Source organism: Streptomyces alanosinicus (assembly GCF_014650595.1).
Lineage (GTDB): Bacteria > Actinomycetota > Actinomycetes > Streptomycetales > Streptomycetaceae > Streptomyces > Streptomyces alanosinicus.
The window spans coordinates 1-14,944 of sequence record NZ_BMVG01000054.1; the positions used below are offsets into that span (position 1 = coordinate 1).

General features: G+C 69.7%; 13 protein-coding genes and 1 pseudogene. 1 reads left to right on the forward strand and 13 read right to left on the reverse strand.

Translation table 11 applies throughout. From position 1 onward, the window contains the following. Positions 1-160 (forward strand): annotated as a pseudogene (locus IE277_RS50225) (DUF2637 domain-containing protein); the annotation flags it as partial. Positions 161-1,858: 1,698 nt separating this feature from the next. On the opposite strand, the gene IE277_RS42475 reads toward IE277_RS50225, so the two are convergent. The 13 genes from IE277_RS42475 to IE277_RS42535 form a co-directional block, all read right to left on the reverse strand. After that, positions 1,859-5,515 (reverse strand): LysM peptidoglycan-binding domain-containing protein, encoded by a 3,657-nt coding sequence (locus tag IE277_RS42475; RefSeq protein ID WP_189959060.1) that lies wholly within the window; start codon positions 5,513-5,515, stop codon positions 1,859-1,861. 6 nt (positions 5,516-5,521) lie between these two features. Further along, positions 5,522-5,968 carry a pilus assembly protein TadG-related protein gene (locus IE277_RS42480; RefSeq protein WP_229882441.1) on the reverse strand — a complete coding sequence of 149 codons (447 nt, stop codon included), beginning with the start codon at positions 5,966-5,968 and terminating at the stop codon, positions 5,522-5,524. Further along, positions 5,965-6,423 (reverse strand): TadE/TadG family type IV pilus assembly protein, encoded by a 459-nt coding sequence (locus IE277_RS42485; RefSeq protein WP_189959061.1) that lies wholly within the window; start codon positions 6,421-6,423, stop codon positions 5,965-5,967. Before IE277_RS42485 ends, IE277_RS42480 begins: the two co-directional genes overlap by 4 nt. Beyond that, positions 6,420-6,764, reverse strand: a complete 345-nt coding sequence (locus IE277_RS42490; RefSeq protein ID WP_189959062.1) for a TadE family protein — start codon at positions 6,762-6,764, stop codon at positions 6,420-6,422. Before IE277_RS42490 ends, IE277_RS42485 begins: the two co-directional genes overlap by 4 nt. An 83-nt stretch (positions 6,765-6,847) precedes the next feature. Beyond that, positions 6,848-7,057: a hypothetical protein gene (locus IE277_RS42495; protein WP_189959063.1), complete on the reverse strand. Its 210-nt coding sequence runs from the start codon at positions 7,055-7,057 to the stop codon at positions 6,848-6,850. A gap of 54 nt (positions 7,058-7,111) precedes the next feature. Continuing rightward, positions 7,112-8,014 (reverse strand): hypothetical protein, encoded by a 903-nt coding sequence (locus IE277_RS42500; RefSeq protein ID WP_189959064.1) that lies wholly within the window; start codon positions 8,012-8,014, stop codon positions 7,112-7,114. Next, positions 8,011-8,937: a type II secretion system F family protein gene (locus tag IE277_RS42505; RefSeq protein ID WP_189959065.1), complete on the reverse strand. Its 927-nt coding sequence runs from the start codon at positions 8,935-8,937 to the stop codon at positions 8,011-8,013. The genes IE277_RS42500 and IE277_RS42505 overlap by 4 nt, the downstream gene beginning before the upstream one ends. After that, positions 8,937-10,562: a TadA family conjugal transfer-associated ATPase gene (locus tag IE277_RS42510; protein WP_189959066.1), complete on the reverse strand. Its 1,626-nt coding sequence runs from the start codon at positions 10,560-10,562 to the stop codon at positions 8,937-8,939. The genes IE277_RS42505 and IE277_RS42510 overlap by 1 nt, the downstream gene beginning before the upstream one ends. Then, positions 10,555-11,445, reverse strand: coding sequence for a P-loop NTPase family protein (locus IE277_RS42515; protein WP_189959067.1), 891 nt, complete (start codon positions 11,443-11,445; stop codon positions 10,555-10,557). Before IE277_RS42515 ends, IE277_RS42510 begins: the two co-directional genes overlap by 8 nt. 2 nt (positions 11,446-11,447) lie before the next feature. Further along, a complete protein-coding gene (locus IE277_RS42520) occupies positions 11,448-12,146 on the reverse strand; it encodes an SAF domain-containing protein (protein ID WP_189959068.1) in 699 nt (232 codons plus the stop codon). Positions 12,147-12,185: 39 nt separating this feature from the next. Next, positions 12,186-12,677: an ATP/GTP-binding protein gene (locus IE277_RS42525; RefSeq protein WP_229882442.1), complete on the reverse strand. Its 492-nt coding sequence runs from the start codon at positions 12,675-12,677 to the stop codon at positions 12,186-12,188. Positions 12,678-13,069: 392 nt separating this feature from the next. Next, positions 13,070-13,471 carry a hypothetical protein gene (locus tag IE277_RS42530; RefSeq protein WP_189959069.1) on the reverse strand — a complete coding sequence of 134 codons (402 nt, stop codon included), beginning with the start codon at positions 13,469-13,471 and terminating at the stop codon, positions 13,070-13,072. Between the two features lie 439 nt (positions 13,472-13,910). Beyond that, on the reverse strand, positions 13,911-14,942 hold the full coding sequence (locus IE277_RS42535; protein WP_189959070.1) for a hypothetical protein: 1,032 nt from the start codon (positions 14,940-14,942) through the stop codon (positions 13,911-13,913). Between the last annotated feature and the right edge of the window lie 2 nt (positions 14,943-14,944).

The following is a 14,944-nucleotide window of genomic DNA, read 5'->3' on the forward strand; positions in this document are numbered from 1 at the left end:
GCAGGAACGTCTCGTCTACCAGGCCCGCCTCCGCTCCCGCTTCGGCCGCGCCTGGCGGCGCAAGGCCCCGGTGGAATCCCTGATGCCCCTGCGCCTGGCCCGCTACGGGGTTCCCCTCGCTGAGACCGCGCCTGCAGGGCTGGCCGCCGCGGGCATCGACGAGCCGCCGATCGCATTCACCAGCGAACGGGCCCCAGCCCTCGTGGCCGCACCGACCGCCGTGCTGGAGATCGGTGAACGCGATGGAGCGGCAGACGCGCACCCGGCCGAGTCGGCACTCGAGACGGCCACAGCCAGGCCCGCGGCTGAAGGGCTGAATCCGCCAGTGCCGGCTGCGGTGATACCGAAGGAGACCGAGGCGCTCGGCGAGGCCTATCGGGCGTGGCTGTCTACCTTCCAGGCCGAACCAACCACCACCCAGTTCGCGCTGTGGATCCACGACAACCTGGGGATCGGCACGGGCGCCGGCGGGCCTCTGTCGGACGAACAGGTGCGGCCGCTACTCCAGGTCCTGAAGGAGCGCTACAAGGCCGAGATGCCGGATGATGCCGAGACCCCAGCGGATGGCCAGCAGCAGGTCGCTGATGATTTTTCGTGGGAGGACTACTTCCACAGCGCCTGGGCCGCGTACACGCAGGAACACGGCGGTCAGCCCAGCGCGGCCACGCTCGCCGCGTACGTGTACGAGCGCGACGGCATCACCAACTCGGCCGGGAGCCCCATCACGGGTGAGGACCTGGAGGCATTCGTTACCCGATTCAGGGAGCGCACGCTCGGGAGCGTGTCGGTGAACGAGGACACCAGCAGCACGGAGGTCGGTCCGGTGCACCTGGGTTCTGCGCGGGCGGGATCTTCGTACGCCGACGAGTCGCTCGGGACGTCGGCGCGCGCTGAGGAGCCGGTGGCGACGCCCACAGCGTCGGCAGCTGAGGTACTTCAGCCCGTCGACCGGGCACAGCCGCAGACCGTGCGCGATCTCGCCAGCTCGTCGGCGAGCGTGTCCGCGGGCAGTGAGGCCACCGCCCGGCTGCCGGAACAAGCGGCACGGGAACAGGATCTGGACCCGATCCAGCAGCAGGTCGCTCAGGTGGCCGGATGGCTGGCCGAGGCTGAGGAGGCCGGTGTGAAGCTTTCCGGGTCCGAGGTGGGCCGGCGGCTGGGCGTGGCCGAGCGGACAGGCCGGCGACGGTTGACGGAGGCCGAGAAGTATCTGTCGGAGCAGCGACGCCAGCAGGCCCGGTCACACCTGCGGTCGGTCACCGACCGATAACCGACCCTGGGCCGTGGCCGATGCCACCGGTGTGAGTACAGCGGCCACGCCTCGACCTCATGGCCGGACGAGTGGCCGGGTGGCCGACTCGGGCTATGACCGGCCACCGGCCACCGATCGGCCACGTGGCCGGCCAGGCCCGATGCTGTGGCCGCCAGTCGGTGGCCGGTGGCCGATCCTGGCTCCATCGGTCACCGGCCAGTGGCCGGACAACCCGAAACGGCCACCCCTCCCGCGCCGCCGTGACCAGGCACGACGAGAGGCCAGCCACCGCGGGTGGCTGGTGGGGCAAGGGGTTGGGTAGCCAGCAAACCGGGGTTATCCGGTCGTGCTCCGAGCGGATACCCGCGGCGCGAGAACCCACGGTCGGTGACCGTATCCGAGGCGCGTGGCCCGATCGGGAGCTGCGACGCCCGCGCCGGGGTGGCATCCGGCGGATGGCCGGGCGGGACGGCGTGGCCGGTGTGGCCACGTCCAGCGGCCACGGCCGACGAACAATCGGCCACGGCGCCGGGGCGAGTCATCGGTGCCGTGGCCGGTTGAGTTCACGGGGTTGCGGAGCCTCTCGGCTGTCGCTGCGGGGGCGGGTCAGATCCTGGCGCGGAGTTGGTCGAGGACGGCGAGGGTCTCGTCGTCGAGTTCGAGTTCGTTGTTCTCGGTGAACTCCTCCAGCCAGGTGGCGGCGCGCTCCAGCGCTTCGTAGTCGCCGATCGCGGCGTAGGCCTGGAAGGCGATACGGTGCAGGGACTCGACGGCGGGGGCAACCTCCAGGCCCTTGGTGGCCGCCCAGAGAGCGCCGCGTGGGTCGTGGGCGGCCAGGCGGCGCTCGGCCAGGATCTCTGCCGCGTCCACGATCTCCATGGTCATCACTAGGGCGAGGTGTTCGGCCCATTTGTAGCGGCGTCGGTCGGTAGAGGAGAACGGCCGGCCGCGTACGAGTTCCAGGGCGCGTCGCAGCGCCAAGTCCGCGTTGGCTGTGTTGTGGTCCTTTCCGGCCTGGGTGAGGCGTTGGAAGTCGTGCCAGTCGCAGCCGACCGAGGCGGCGATGCTGTAGCGGTTGTTCGCGGTCTTCAGCAGCGGGATGTACGGCTGGCCGTCGGCGTCACGGCCGAGCCAGGTCCGCGTCCTTGAGACCACCCCGTTGCGGTACTTGATGCTGACTTCGTCGCGGTCGGGCCACAGGGCCTCGTCCAGGGCTCGGTGGTCCAGGGTTGCGGCATGGTGGCCGGGATGGAGGATGAGCCAGACAGCGAGTTCGATGTAGGTGCGCTGGCGCTTCTTCTCGGTGAGGGTTCCGCGGGCGCCGACGACGTCGACCGGTCCCAGCACGCGTACTACCGGGTTGGGTGTTTCCGCCTCCCCCGGCTCCGGCTCCGAATCCGGTGCGGCGGCCACGGTCTCTGGCTGCGCGGGTGCGGCGAAGACGTCCTCGGGTAGACGGATACTCACGGTCCTGGCCGGCGCCTGCTGGGCGGGTACCGGGTTTGGGGGAGCCAGGGAATCTCTGTCGGGCTTGTCCAGGGCGACGCCTGGATCTGAGGTGCGCTGAGGCGGGGTGGGCGTTCGGTCGGTCTGGCGGTCCGCGTCGTCCTGCTGATCTGCGCGGGTGTCGTTATTGTCGTGGTCTTCGTCTTCTTCGTCGTCGAGAACGGCGAACTGGGCGAGCAGGTTCGGCACACGTCCGGGACCGGACGTGGCTGTCGCGTGGGGTTCAGAGGGTGCGGCAGCAGGGCTATCACTGTCGTCGGTGTCTTCGTCAGTCTCGACCTCGACGAGGGGTGCGTGCGCGGCAGCGGGTTCTGGTTCGGGAGCGGGGCTGTCCTCGGCGCGGCTAACAGCGAGGGTCTCCAGCGCGTAGCTGTAGTGCTCGTCAGACAGGGCCTGCAATGTGCAGTCGATCTCCACGCCGTCGAGTGGCAGCTGGACGGAGCCGGCCTCCTCGGCGTGCAGCGTCCAGGAGTTGTCCACGGGGGTCCCGGGCGGGAGGGGACCGGTGGTGAGGACGGCGGTGGCTGTGCGCGGCTCGTCGGCGATGACTTGGAGCAGGTCCTCCAGCCCGTCCGTGTCACCGGTCTCGGGAACACTCGCGATGACCATGGCGGGTGTCCAGGCTGCGGCGGTGTCGACGCCGGTACGGGCATCGCGCACCGTGGCCGTGCCGAGCAGGGCCAGGGCACGCTGCTGTTCGCGGTGGTGGGCGCGAAGCGCAGCTGCGGCCTCCGTGAGGTTGGGGCGCTCGGTGACCCGTTCGCCGAGTTCCTCGGCAAGGTGAGGGGCGACGGTGTCGTCGGCCAGGGTCAGGTCGAGGTGATGGGTGAACTCGCTGGTGGCCAGTTCCAGGGCGAGCGTGCGCAGAACCGGGACGGCTGCCGGCCCGGTCAGGTGGAGGTGGCCGACGTGCTCGAGGTCGATGAGGACCAGGCGGCCGTTGTTGTCCCAGCCGAGGCTGACCAGGGCTGGATAAGGCTCGTCGATGTCGCCGGTCTCGTCGGCCGGGAGGAGTTCGCTGGTGTTGGTGGGGCAGGACCAGCGGGCGAGCTGGTCCGGGGCGGTGGTGAACGGCGGGACAGGTGCAGCTGGTTCGGACAGGTGCAGCGTGATGTCGCGGTCGCCGAGGACGATGGCCTCGATGTCGGGCAGCTCACGGTCCGCATCGGCGAGATGGACGGCCATGGTAAGCAGGACCGGCTCAAGTACCGCGGTGTCGATGACGGCCTCGGTGACGCGCAGCGCGTGCTCGACACGGGCTGCGTCGCCCTGGGGGAGGGGGATGTGGTGACCGCGGCGGCGCCGGCGAAGCTGGGTGAGGCGGCGGTAGGCGAGGAAGGACAGGAACCCGGTCGCCAGGACGCCAGTGGCCATCAACCCGATAACCCCCACCTGCCGCCCATGGTCTGTACCGGCTGAGGGTGAAGCTGACGATGCGGCCGGGGTGGGCGAGTCGGGTGTGCTGGGGGTGCTGGACGCCGAGGTCGTGGCGGAGTGCGGTGCAGCGGACCGGCCATCCGGCGTAGGGGAAGCAGTGGCAGACGGAGAAGGCGTCGTGGTGGCGCTCGGCTCCGGTGTGGCGGTCTGCGGGGTGGCGGAGGCGGCCTCGGATGGGCTGGTGGTCTGCTTCTTTTCTGGTGTCGCAGCACTCTTCTTGCCCTGGGCAGCCGACCCGCCCCTGGCATGGTCGTTTTTGTGTTGGGCGTATGGGTCCCGCTGTTGGTCAGGGGTGGTGCTCTGCTCCGGGCTGGTGCTGTCGGCGGGCAGGGTGAGGCGCTGTCCCGGATAGATCAGGTCGGGGTTGGTGAAGTGGTGACCGTACGGCTGCTCTTCGCCCTTGTTCGCCTCGAACAGCCGGGGCCATTCGTCGGCGTTACCGAGCTGCTTCTGGGCAATGTAGGTGAGGTTGTCGCCGGACTTGGCCGTGTATTCGCGCGGGGCTGTGTCGGCGTCGTGAGAGGGCTGGGCGTGCTCGTCGGCGGTGAGCTGGGTGTGCACGCCGGCCTGCGCGGCCGTGCTCTCGGCCGACGTGGGCGAGGCGGTGGCGGGGACGAGGACGGTGGTTCCCTCGGGAAGGATCTTCTCGGTCGGTAGCCGCGGGTTGAGGTGCTGCAGTTCCGGATAGCGCAGTCCGTCGCCGAGGTACTGCTCGGCCAGATCCCACCAGGTGGTGCCGCCTTGCCCAACAGTGTGTTCGGCGAGCTCTGTTGCCCGCTCGTGGTGCTGGTCGGAAGAGGTTGTCCGGCCTGCCGGAGCGGTGCTGTGAGTCGGGGAGGCGTCCTGCCTGCCCGTGTTCCCACCGGCCGGGGTGGCTGCCGCGGTGTGGGGAGTATGGGGGGCGGTAACGGCGGCGGCGGGGGTGGCGGCGCTGGCCGCGGCGGCGGGGGAGGCGAGCAGGATGCTGCCGAGGAGGAAGCCGGCCAGGCGCTGTCCGGTGGCCATGCCGGGCAATCGCGGTGTGGTCCGGCGGACGACCACCGCCCCGATCTCCAGGAGGACGGGGATCACCAGCCACAGCCAGGTGATCCAGGCCGCGATGGTGAGCGTGGTCATCAGACCGCTGCCGTCGTCCGGGCGCATCAGCGCCTGGTGCACGGTGTCCCAGGAGGGCAGCGCGTCGGGCAGGGTGCCGAGCGCCAACAGCATCCAGGGCACGCCGACGAGGAGGAGGGCGAGGACGGCGAGTGCACACAGGCCCCGCACCACGGCGAGCGGCCATGCCAGCGTCCGGTGTGGGCGGTTTTGGGTGTGGGGCATGGGAGTTCAGCCTCCGGCCTGGTGAAGGAGGGTAGCGGTGCCGTGTCCGGTCACGGGGATGTGCGCGAATCCGACGAGGGACGCGAAGTAGGGGCGGTAGGTGTCGTGGACAGTGACGCTCAACGTCTGGCCGTCGGCAGCGACGCTCACCTCGCCGTCCACTCCGCGGGCGGCGAGGTAGGAGCGGGCGGCCGCCTGGGCGGCGTCGGGGTCGACCACGATCGCCTCGCCGGTGATGGCCTGGCCCGCATCGATCTGCTGGGCACCGGCCCGCGCGGCCTCCTGGGCGAGGTAGTCGGCGCGCGAGTCGGCGTCCAGGGCGGCCCCGCCGTCGATGACGAGACCGATGACGAGGAAGGCGATGATGACGATCCCCGCATAGAACAGCTCCAACTGGCCCCGGTCGTCCTGCTCGGTCCGGAGCGCGGCAGCGCGCCGCCAACGGGCGATCACGAATTGCCCCGGGTCGCCCAGGTGTCCACTGCGGATGTCATCGACCCCGTCAGCGTCTTGGAGCCGCCGAGCCCCGGGACCGCCAGCTCGGACAGCGGTGCCGTGCACGATACGGTCGCCGTCACGGTCGCGGCCTGACCGACAGGAGCGGACAGGCCGCGGGTGTCCAGGACGACGCTGATGCTGGCGCAGTGCAGTCCGGAGCGCGCCAGACTCGCCTGTGCCGCGTCGCGGGCGGCGGATTCGCCGCTGGCCGGGTCGGCGGAGATGGAGGCGGTGCGGGCGGCGTCCCGGGCGGCAGCGTCCGCCGCGCTCTGCGCGTTGACGATGCGGCCGCACGCGATGAGCAGACCGAGCAGGACAAGCACCACGGGCACGAAGATCGCCGTGGTCAGGGACGCCCCGCCGCGGTCTCCCCCTTCCCAGTGGGAGCGCGATGTGCTGTGGCGGCTCATGGCCGGAATTTCTCCTTCGGAGCCTGGACGCGCTGGTCGACGTGCCCGTCCCAGCCGGGCACCAGGTTGATGACGCTGCCCTGGACCTCGACGCTGACCTGGTTGCCGTCGTCCTCGACCTGGACCTGCGCGCCGGACAGGGAGCCGCCCATGCGGGCGAGGAAGTCGCGGGCAGCTGTCTGCCCCGCGCCGGGAGCCGCGTTGTAGGCGCGCTGGGCGTCCAGGGCCTGCTGCGCGGCATGGTGCGCGACGGACCGGCCGTGGAAGTAGACGCCGCCCTGGATCAGCGCGAACAGCATGAGGAAGGCCAGCGGGACCACCATCGACAGCTCGAGTGCCATCGCTCCGCGATCGTCACGCAGCCGCTCACGTATCCGGGCTCGCCAGGCGGGCCGTGGCATTGGAAAGCGTCGGGGTAGTTTCATCAGAATCCGGCGATCTGGGCGACCTTCTCCGCGATCTTGGTGTTCGCCGCGCCGTAGACCACCAGGATCAGAGAGCCGGTCAGCGCCAGGCCGACGGCCCACTCGAACGCGGTGAACCCGGCATCCGATCTCGCCTCGACGCGGACGCGGGCGACGTGCCGCCGGATCGGGCTCAGCAGGTGAGCGATGCGCTTACGCGTGCGGTGCACGGAACTTTCCTCTCGATTGAACTTTCGGTCCACTGCCAGGGAGACAGGGGCCGATCAGAACGCCATGATCCGGACTACGGCGGGGGCCAGCAGGAACGTCGCCATCAAGAACACGATGGCCAGCGACGGCAGGCTCATCTTCTCGGTGGCCTCGTTCGCCTGTCCCTTCCGGTCAGCCAGCAGTGCCCGCCGCACAGCGACGGCCTGGGCTTCCAACTGGTCGAACACGGGCGCCTGTTCCTCACCGGCCAGCGCCAGCGCGGCGGCAGGGCGGGACAGTTCAGGCACACCGATCTCCTCACCGAGCGTGCGCAGGGCACTCCACACGCTGATGCCGGCGAGCTGGGCATGCTCCACGGTGTCCCTGATCCGGGCCTCCACCACACCCTCGCCAGCAGCCACCGCCCGCATCAGAGCCTCGGTGGCCCCGGCATCCGATACACGCGCCAGCCCGACCCGCTCCAGCAGGGATGCCGCGTAGTACCGGTAGGCGCGGCGCGCCTTCTTCGCCTTGTCCCGCACGTCGGCCAGGCACTTGAAGACCATGAACGCCGCGAACGCGCACCCGGCCAAGAGAGACACCAGCAGCGGCCAGCTCACCCCCATCAGGGAGGCGATGAACAAGAACCACTGCGGCAGCAGCATCCCCACCAGGGCGTACAGGGCGCACCTTCCCAGAAGCGAGGCCGGCGACAGTTCCAGCAGCGCCAGGTCGCGCGCGGGCAGCCGCGAGACGAACGTGTCGGTCTCCATCAGCCGGGTGCCGACCCGGTCCGCCCAGACCGCCGCTCCCCGCCCCTCCAGCTCGACAGCGCGGGCCGGGGCGTAGGTGTCGGGCTGATGGGTGCGACGCAGCACCTCAGCCAGCGGAGTGCGCTGCGGCAGCAGCGCGCGCACCGCCAGAACGAGGCACACCGAGACGAGAGCGCCGATCACCATGCCGGGTACAGAGATCACGACGCCGCCTCCCTCGAGGTCTCCGCGGCAGCGCGCTCACGGGCGGTGGGCAGGGTGCGCGGCTCCGGCTCCAGACGGGCCATGCGCCGCAGCCACAGCAACGACGCGACGAACAGCGCACCCAGGACGATCAGGCCCACCTGCCCCAGCGGGGTGGCGAACGGAGCCGAATACGAGGGGCTGGCCAGGATCACCGTCACCACGGCCAGCGCGAACAGCGACACCCGTCGCGCCTCGCTGCGGGCCTTGCGCCGCTCCGCCTCGATGTCGTGCAGATCGGAAGCCTGCCGGCTGACCAGGGCCGCCTGCGCGGACAAAGCGGCGGCAAGGCCCGGGCCGCGGCTTGTGGTGTGGTCTCGGAACAGGCGCACGAGGTCGTCCCCGATCCGGCTGCCGAGATCGTCCCCGAGCATCAGATATGCCCACCGCGCGGGCATTCCCGAGGACAGACGCGAGGCCAGCATCCCGGTCTCATACCGCAGCGCCGCAGGCACCGTGTCCAATGTCTTGAGGATCTCCTCCAGGGGCTTGCCGCCCGCGCGGACACTGGCCAGCTGATGCAGCCACTCCGCGATCGCCTCCAGCCGTGCCACCTCGGCCTGCTCCGAACCGCCTGGATACAGCACGAACGGCAGCCCGGCCAGCGCCAGCGCGGCGAGCAGCCCGTGCACCGGCCAGCCGGTCACAGCCCACACCAGCACCCCGAGCACCCCGGAACCGGCCACAATGAACCGGTAATTGGTACGCCAGCCCTCCGGTAGCTCGGCCACCGCCCGCCGGCCCCGGGCCGCCAGCCGCGACAGCGGGTTCGACGCGGAGGAAGCCGGCTGCCAGCCGCGCAACACGGCGACCACCGCGACCAGGCACAGCGCGACCAGCGCACCGCACAGCGCGCCGAGCCCCGACAGATATGAGGAACTCATCAGGCAGCCGCCCCCTTGCGGCTCACCAGATCAAGCACTGGCCAGTCGCCACGGCCCTTGAACTGGGCCAGCCAGCGCCGGTCGAAGCCGTACCGCTCCAGCTGGCGCATGCGCCGCTCGCTCACCGGTGTACCCGTAGGCACCGCACGCTCCTCCAGCACAGGGCCGTCCACGCTCTCGTGCGGGCCGAAGATCTTGGCCAGGGCGACACCGCCGCCGTCCCCGCGGCCCGCGCTCTCCCATACATGGGTCACGTGCCGGTGGACCCGGCCGCCCAGGTGTGTCTCGTCGACCTTGTCGACGTACACGATCAGGTCGACCGCCGCGGCGATCAACCGGGTGGCTGCATCACCGGACAGACCCGCGCGGGCCAGCGGCACGATCAGCCGCTCGATGACCGTTTCCGGGACCTTGGAGTGGACGGTGCACATGCCGCCGACGCCCGCGCCGACCATCGCCTCGAGCATTGCCACGGCCTCCTCGCCGCGGACCTCGCCCACCATGACCCGTGTCGCCTTGTACCGCAGCGAGATACGCACCAGGTCGCTGAGCGTGATCTCACCGATCGCCCGGCCGGAAGGATCCCGCTCGCCGTTGCCCTCACGGGCCTGGAACGCCAGTACGTGCGCCGGCGTGTCCGGGCCGTCCAGGTTCAGCTCCCGGTCGCTCTCCAACGTCGCCACCCGCTCGTGAGCCGGAATCTCCCGCCCCAGCGCGCGCATCAACGTCGTCTTGCCGGTCGCCATGTTCCCGGCGATCAGGATCGTCAGCCCCGCCTTCACCGCGCAGGACAGGAACGAGGCCAGCACCGAGTCGACCATGCCCCGCTGATGCAGATCCCTGAGCGTGGCCTGCTCCAGGGTGTGCCGGCGGATCGCGATCGTCACCCGCTGCGTCAAAACGGTTGCCGCCACACGCGACCCGTCCGGCAGCTCGAAGTCGACCGCACCCGTGGTGTACGACAGCAGCCGCTCGCCGTGCCCGCTGCCCGAAGCCATCTGGTTGACCCACTCAATGGCCTGCCGACGGCCGGAGAACGGCGAGCGCACCCACTCCTGCGGCCGGCCGTGGGAGTCGATGCACATCCACTCCCCGTCGATCAGAACGTCCTCGACCTCGGGCCGGTCCAGCACCTGCTGCATCTCGCCGGCCAGGTGGATCAGGTTGAACACCTCGGTGCGCACCCGATCCAACTCCGCCTCCGACAGCGGAGGGTGGGACAGCACCCACCGGGTCGCCCACTCGGCGACCCGGTTACGCACGCACGAGCGCGTCACCTCGGCCAGGTGCCGTTCCTCCAGCTCCTGGCCGCCGCGCCGGCGTTCCTTCTTGACCATGTCGACGTCGTCAGCGACGAGCTGACGCAGCTTGATGATCTCCTCCCACGGCGCTGGCACCGCCCCGGGCAGCTCGGCCACTCCAGAGGTGCTCGCCGGTCCTGCCGCATCCACTGCGGCCGTCGGCGCGGGAACCGTTGGAGGCACCGGTCCGGCGCTCGCGGAAACGTCAACTGCAGGCGGTTGCACGGTCGGCGGCTGGGCGCTGCGGTTGGCGGCGTGCTGGGTCAGCAGGCCGCCCAGCATCGTGTGGCCGTTCACCTGCCCGTTTCCGTTGGCGTCAGCCATGGCGGACCCCCTGCTGAATCTGCTGCATGATCCGTGCGACCGCCGGGGAAGAGGCGTGCACCTGCATCTGCCGGTGCAGCTGGCGCCGGTCCGCGTGCTGACGCAGCGGGCCCATCACGTCCCGGGCGGCACGCATCAGTCGCGACCTCGACACCCCGCGCGGCATCCGGCCCCCGCCCTGCAGATAGGCGGCAGCGGCCTCGTCCCACGGCAACTGGCCCAGCACCGGGACCTCCAGCCCCCGCGACACGTCCGCAGCGCTGTACTCGTCACCCAGCAGCAGCAGTCCCAGCGCCTGTGATCCCGACGCGTGCGCCTCCAGCTCGGCCTGCAATGCCCTCACCATCGGGTAGGCCAGGTTCTGCGCCTCCTCGGTGGTACGGACCACCAGCAGCACCACGTCGGCCTGGTGCAGCACTGCAGCGGGCGTCAGCACCGGGTGCAGGCGACCGCCGTCGAGGACCATCCGGCCGCCGTCCACGATCACATCCCACTTCAACTGCTGATCGGTCAGCTGCAGAACGTTCACCAGCGTCGGCCACACCGTCGTCAGCGACGCGGCCTGGCGAGGGTCGGTCAGCCCCGGCAGCGCAACGCGGAACTCGCTGTCGTCCATCGGCCACAGGTGGTGCGACACCTGCGGGGTGAGGTCCTGATCGGGGCTGGTGCGCTGCAGCTCGGCCTGCGGGAGCTTGTGCAGCCCGATGTGCCCCGTCAGCGGCTCCTGACCCCGCCGGATGTCCTTCAGGAGCCGGTGCCTCAGACTCCCCCCGGCCATGTCCAGCTCAGCCAGGAGCACGGGCCGGGTGCTCTGCAACGCCATCGCGCACGCAGACGTCGTGACCCCGTCCGACTTCGCGGACACCAACGCAATCACAGCCATGCTCAGTTCCCCCCGCGCGGCTCACGGACCAGCGCCACCTGGTTGGCGGCCGCCAGCGTCGCCAACCGCGGGCCGTCCGCCGGGTCGACAGCGACGTTCACGACCATCGACCCAGAGGCATCCGGCGCGGACAGCGACTTCACCGTCACCTCGACGACCTGGTTGTCCGAACTCTGGGTGCCCTTCGACGAGGACGTGCTGCTTCCCGCACCCTGCGCGGGCAGCAGGACCGCAGCGGCCTTGTCACCGGGACGCAGTTCCCCGCGCGGCGCGAAGCCCCGCTTGACCTCGATGCCCACGATCTCCTTGGTGTCGCCGAGGCCCCCGCCGCCCGTCAGCTGCGAGCGGGTGAGAAGTCCGCCGCTGCGCAGGTCCACGGCCGCGATCTGCCCCACCACGGAGTTGCGATCGGCGGCCGGCACGGGCGACAGGCCAGGGTCCTCGGCGAAAGAGACCGTGACCAGGTCCTGGTCAGTGATCTTCTGCCCGGCTTGCACATCGTGGGCGATCCCCAGCACGCTGACACGGTCACCGGCCCGCGCCACCAGCACGGCCCCGGCCAGGGATCCGAGGAGCGCGGCGAGCACGAGCACCGCGGCCAGCGACCACTTGCGCTTGGAACGGGCCTTGGTGCCGGTGCTCGGGGCCAGTTCAGGCTGCCGGGGTGAAGCCACATTCGGCGCGAACGATGTCGTGTCCATAATCCTTGTGGTTCCTTGCGGGGGATAGGCAGAGACGGGCTAGGAGTTAACGGCCTGGGACTCGACGATGGTCAGCTGGACACCGGACTGGCGGACCGCGGTGAGCGTCCCGTTCTCCCCGCCCCCGTTCACCTGCCAGTCGACGGTCCACGTCGACGTCGCCGTGACCGGGTACGTGCCGCCCTGCTGCTGGTCGGATGGCTGCGCGTAGACGTGGCCGCAGTCCGGCGAAGCCTTCAGCCCGAACGACTTCTTGTAGACCGTGCCCGGAGTCGTGCACGTGACGGACGTACCGTCGCCCATGTCCCATACGACCCTCGACACAGTGGCCGTCGCCGTTACCGTGACCCCGCCAGCCGACGCGCTCGCACTGTTCGGACCCCAGGTGGTCTTCGCGGTGTCGGCGGCCATCCACACCGGCATCCCCACCAAGCCCTTGCCGCCAGGCTTCGGGTTGATGTCGATGCGCGGACCTGCCAGCAGCATTTTGTCCACGGCCTGCTGGGCGACGACCCGCGGGTCGACTGCCACGGTCGGAGCGGTGGCTGCCCAGAACGTCTGGAACGGCAGCTGACCAACGCCGAGCGCATTCGAGCCTGCGAGGCCAGTCGGGCAGATCCGCGTGTACACAGCCCCGTCACCAGGCTTGTGCCCCTGCCACAGGTCGCTGCCGGGCGGTGGTTGTGGCGACATCTTCTGTACGACACACGGCGAGGGAACTGTCGGCGCGCCGGACTTCTTTCCGGACCGACCACGGTGCTCGAACGATCCCGGTTGCTGGGTGCTGTCGTTGGCACACACAGACACCCACGTGTCGGAATTCTGACCACATACACCGCCACCACCGGACGGCGCGGCGATCGCAGGTAGAACCCCAGAAGCAACCAGCACAGAAGCAGAGACGATCACGAAAGCAGCCCTCGTCAGGCGGACTGGCAGGTCCTCTGCTGCGGTGTTGCGCTGAGGATCTTCCACTGCTTCCCCCACTTCTCGGCCTTGGCCACGGTCACGTAGTGATTGATGCGTCCCTGTGGCGTAGGCACCTCTTTGCCGGTCTTGCGGTACAGCCGCTTCCATGGAGAGATGTCGAGACAGTCCGAGAGCGTTGCCCTGGATGGCTTGGACTGCAGATCCAGAACGGACACACGGGCGTTGCTCCGCGGAGCACCGGACGCGATGACGCCGTTCTTCTTCATCGTCATCAGGTCGCTCTCGACCCGAGCGAGGGCATCACCCACCGCGTACTTCTTCAGGTCGGTCCCCTCGATGGCGCCCGCCTTGTACGCCTTTGCCTGTTCTTCCCAGTAGTGGCTGTAAGCATCCAAAACAGCCTGCTTCTCGGCCGTTTCGGGGTCCGCCGAGGAGGCCGTAGGGACGGGCGTCGAGGTGGATGGCGTGGACGCATCCCCCTTGCCCTCACCGTCCGAAGAGGAGCTGCACGCAGACAGGGCAAGAGCTGCACACCCGGCGAGCATCAAACCAATGAATCGATTTCGGGTGCGAAGTGCTCCCGGTTCCTGTCGAGCTGTTCGCGTCAATTGAGGCTCCCCGTACGTCGTTGCCGCCGTGGCGGCTACCTGCGGTTCGGTGCGATGGGTGGTCGGGTGGTAACCGGTTCCGGAAGGTGCCGTGCACATGCACACGTTAAGCACTTTGGCCTCACCGGCCCAGTCCGATATCCCAGTTCACGGGATCGTGACGTCGCAAATCCCGCATCACCGGATGCAACACTCGATATGCATGCGGACGCTCCCGTTCCCCGGGCTAGTTCCCCACGTCGCCCGCGTAGGTGGCGCGGTGCCCGTCGCTGTTGCCGATCTCGATGCTGACCGGGCCGGGTACGGCTTTAGGTGGCAGGGTGAAGTGGGCGGTGACGGTCGCCGTGCGCTGCGGTGCGATGAACGCGCCGCCGAGCCCGGTGTATTCCTTGACCGTGTCGGCCTCGGTGAGGCTCGTGCCGTAGTAGACGTGGACGTTCGCTTCCAGCGGTGTCTGGGAGAGTGGGCTGACTTCTTTGTCCGGGTTGAAGAAGGTCAGGTCGATCTCGCAGGTGCGCTGGCCGGAGGTGTCGGTGCCGGTCACCTTCACGGGGGAGACGCGTAGGTAGGTGGTCTCGTCGCCGGCGTGCCAGTCGCCGAAAGCGAGTGTCTTCTTGTCTGCGCTGGCAGGGTGGATAGCTGCGGCGACCGGTGGGGCTGCATGGGCACCGGGGACGGTGTCTTCGAGGTAGCGGGTGTTTTGACCGTCGGCGTAGGTGAGGGTGAGTGGTTGGCCCTTGGCGGCCTGAGGGACGGCGTAGCCGAGGCGCGTGGTGTAGGTGGCGCCGGGTGAGACGCGGATCGGGTCGGGGTCGTTGGTGAGGGTGTCGAGCGGCAGCCCGTCGATGCCGGTGTCGGTGTAGGTGCTGGCGGTGCGTCCGGCAGGGCCGTAGCGAGCGATCTGGACCAGGTCGGTGGGCACCTGCTGGATCTGGTCGCTGGTGTTGGTAAAGGTGAACGTGGTCGCGAGGGCGAGCCAGCCGGGGGGCAGGCCTTTCGCCTTCGACGTGGCCTGGACGGTCTTCAACGAGCCAGTAGCAATTGCCCAGGTCTCGTCGTCATCGTGCGGGAGCTTTGCCCCGAGCTGGATCATCCCCGTCGGCAACTCGTTCGCCTGCGCAGGCTTCGCGCTGGCAGTGGGCCGGGCAGCACGGGAGGGCTTGTCCGAGCCCGCGTTCTCCTTGGAATGGCCGCAGCCGGTGAGGAGGACTGCTGCCGCCAGGACAAGCGCAGCAGCAGTGCGCTGATGGGAAAGCATGC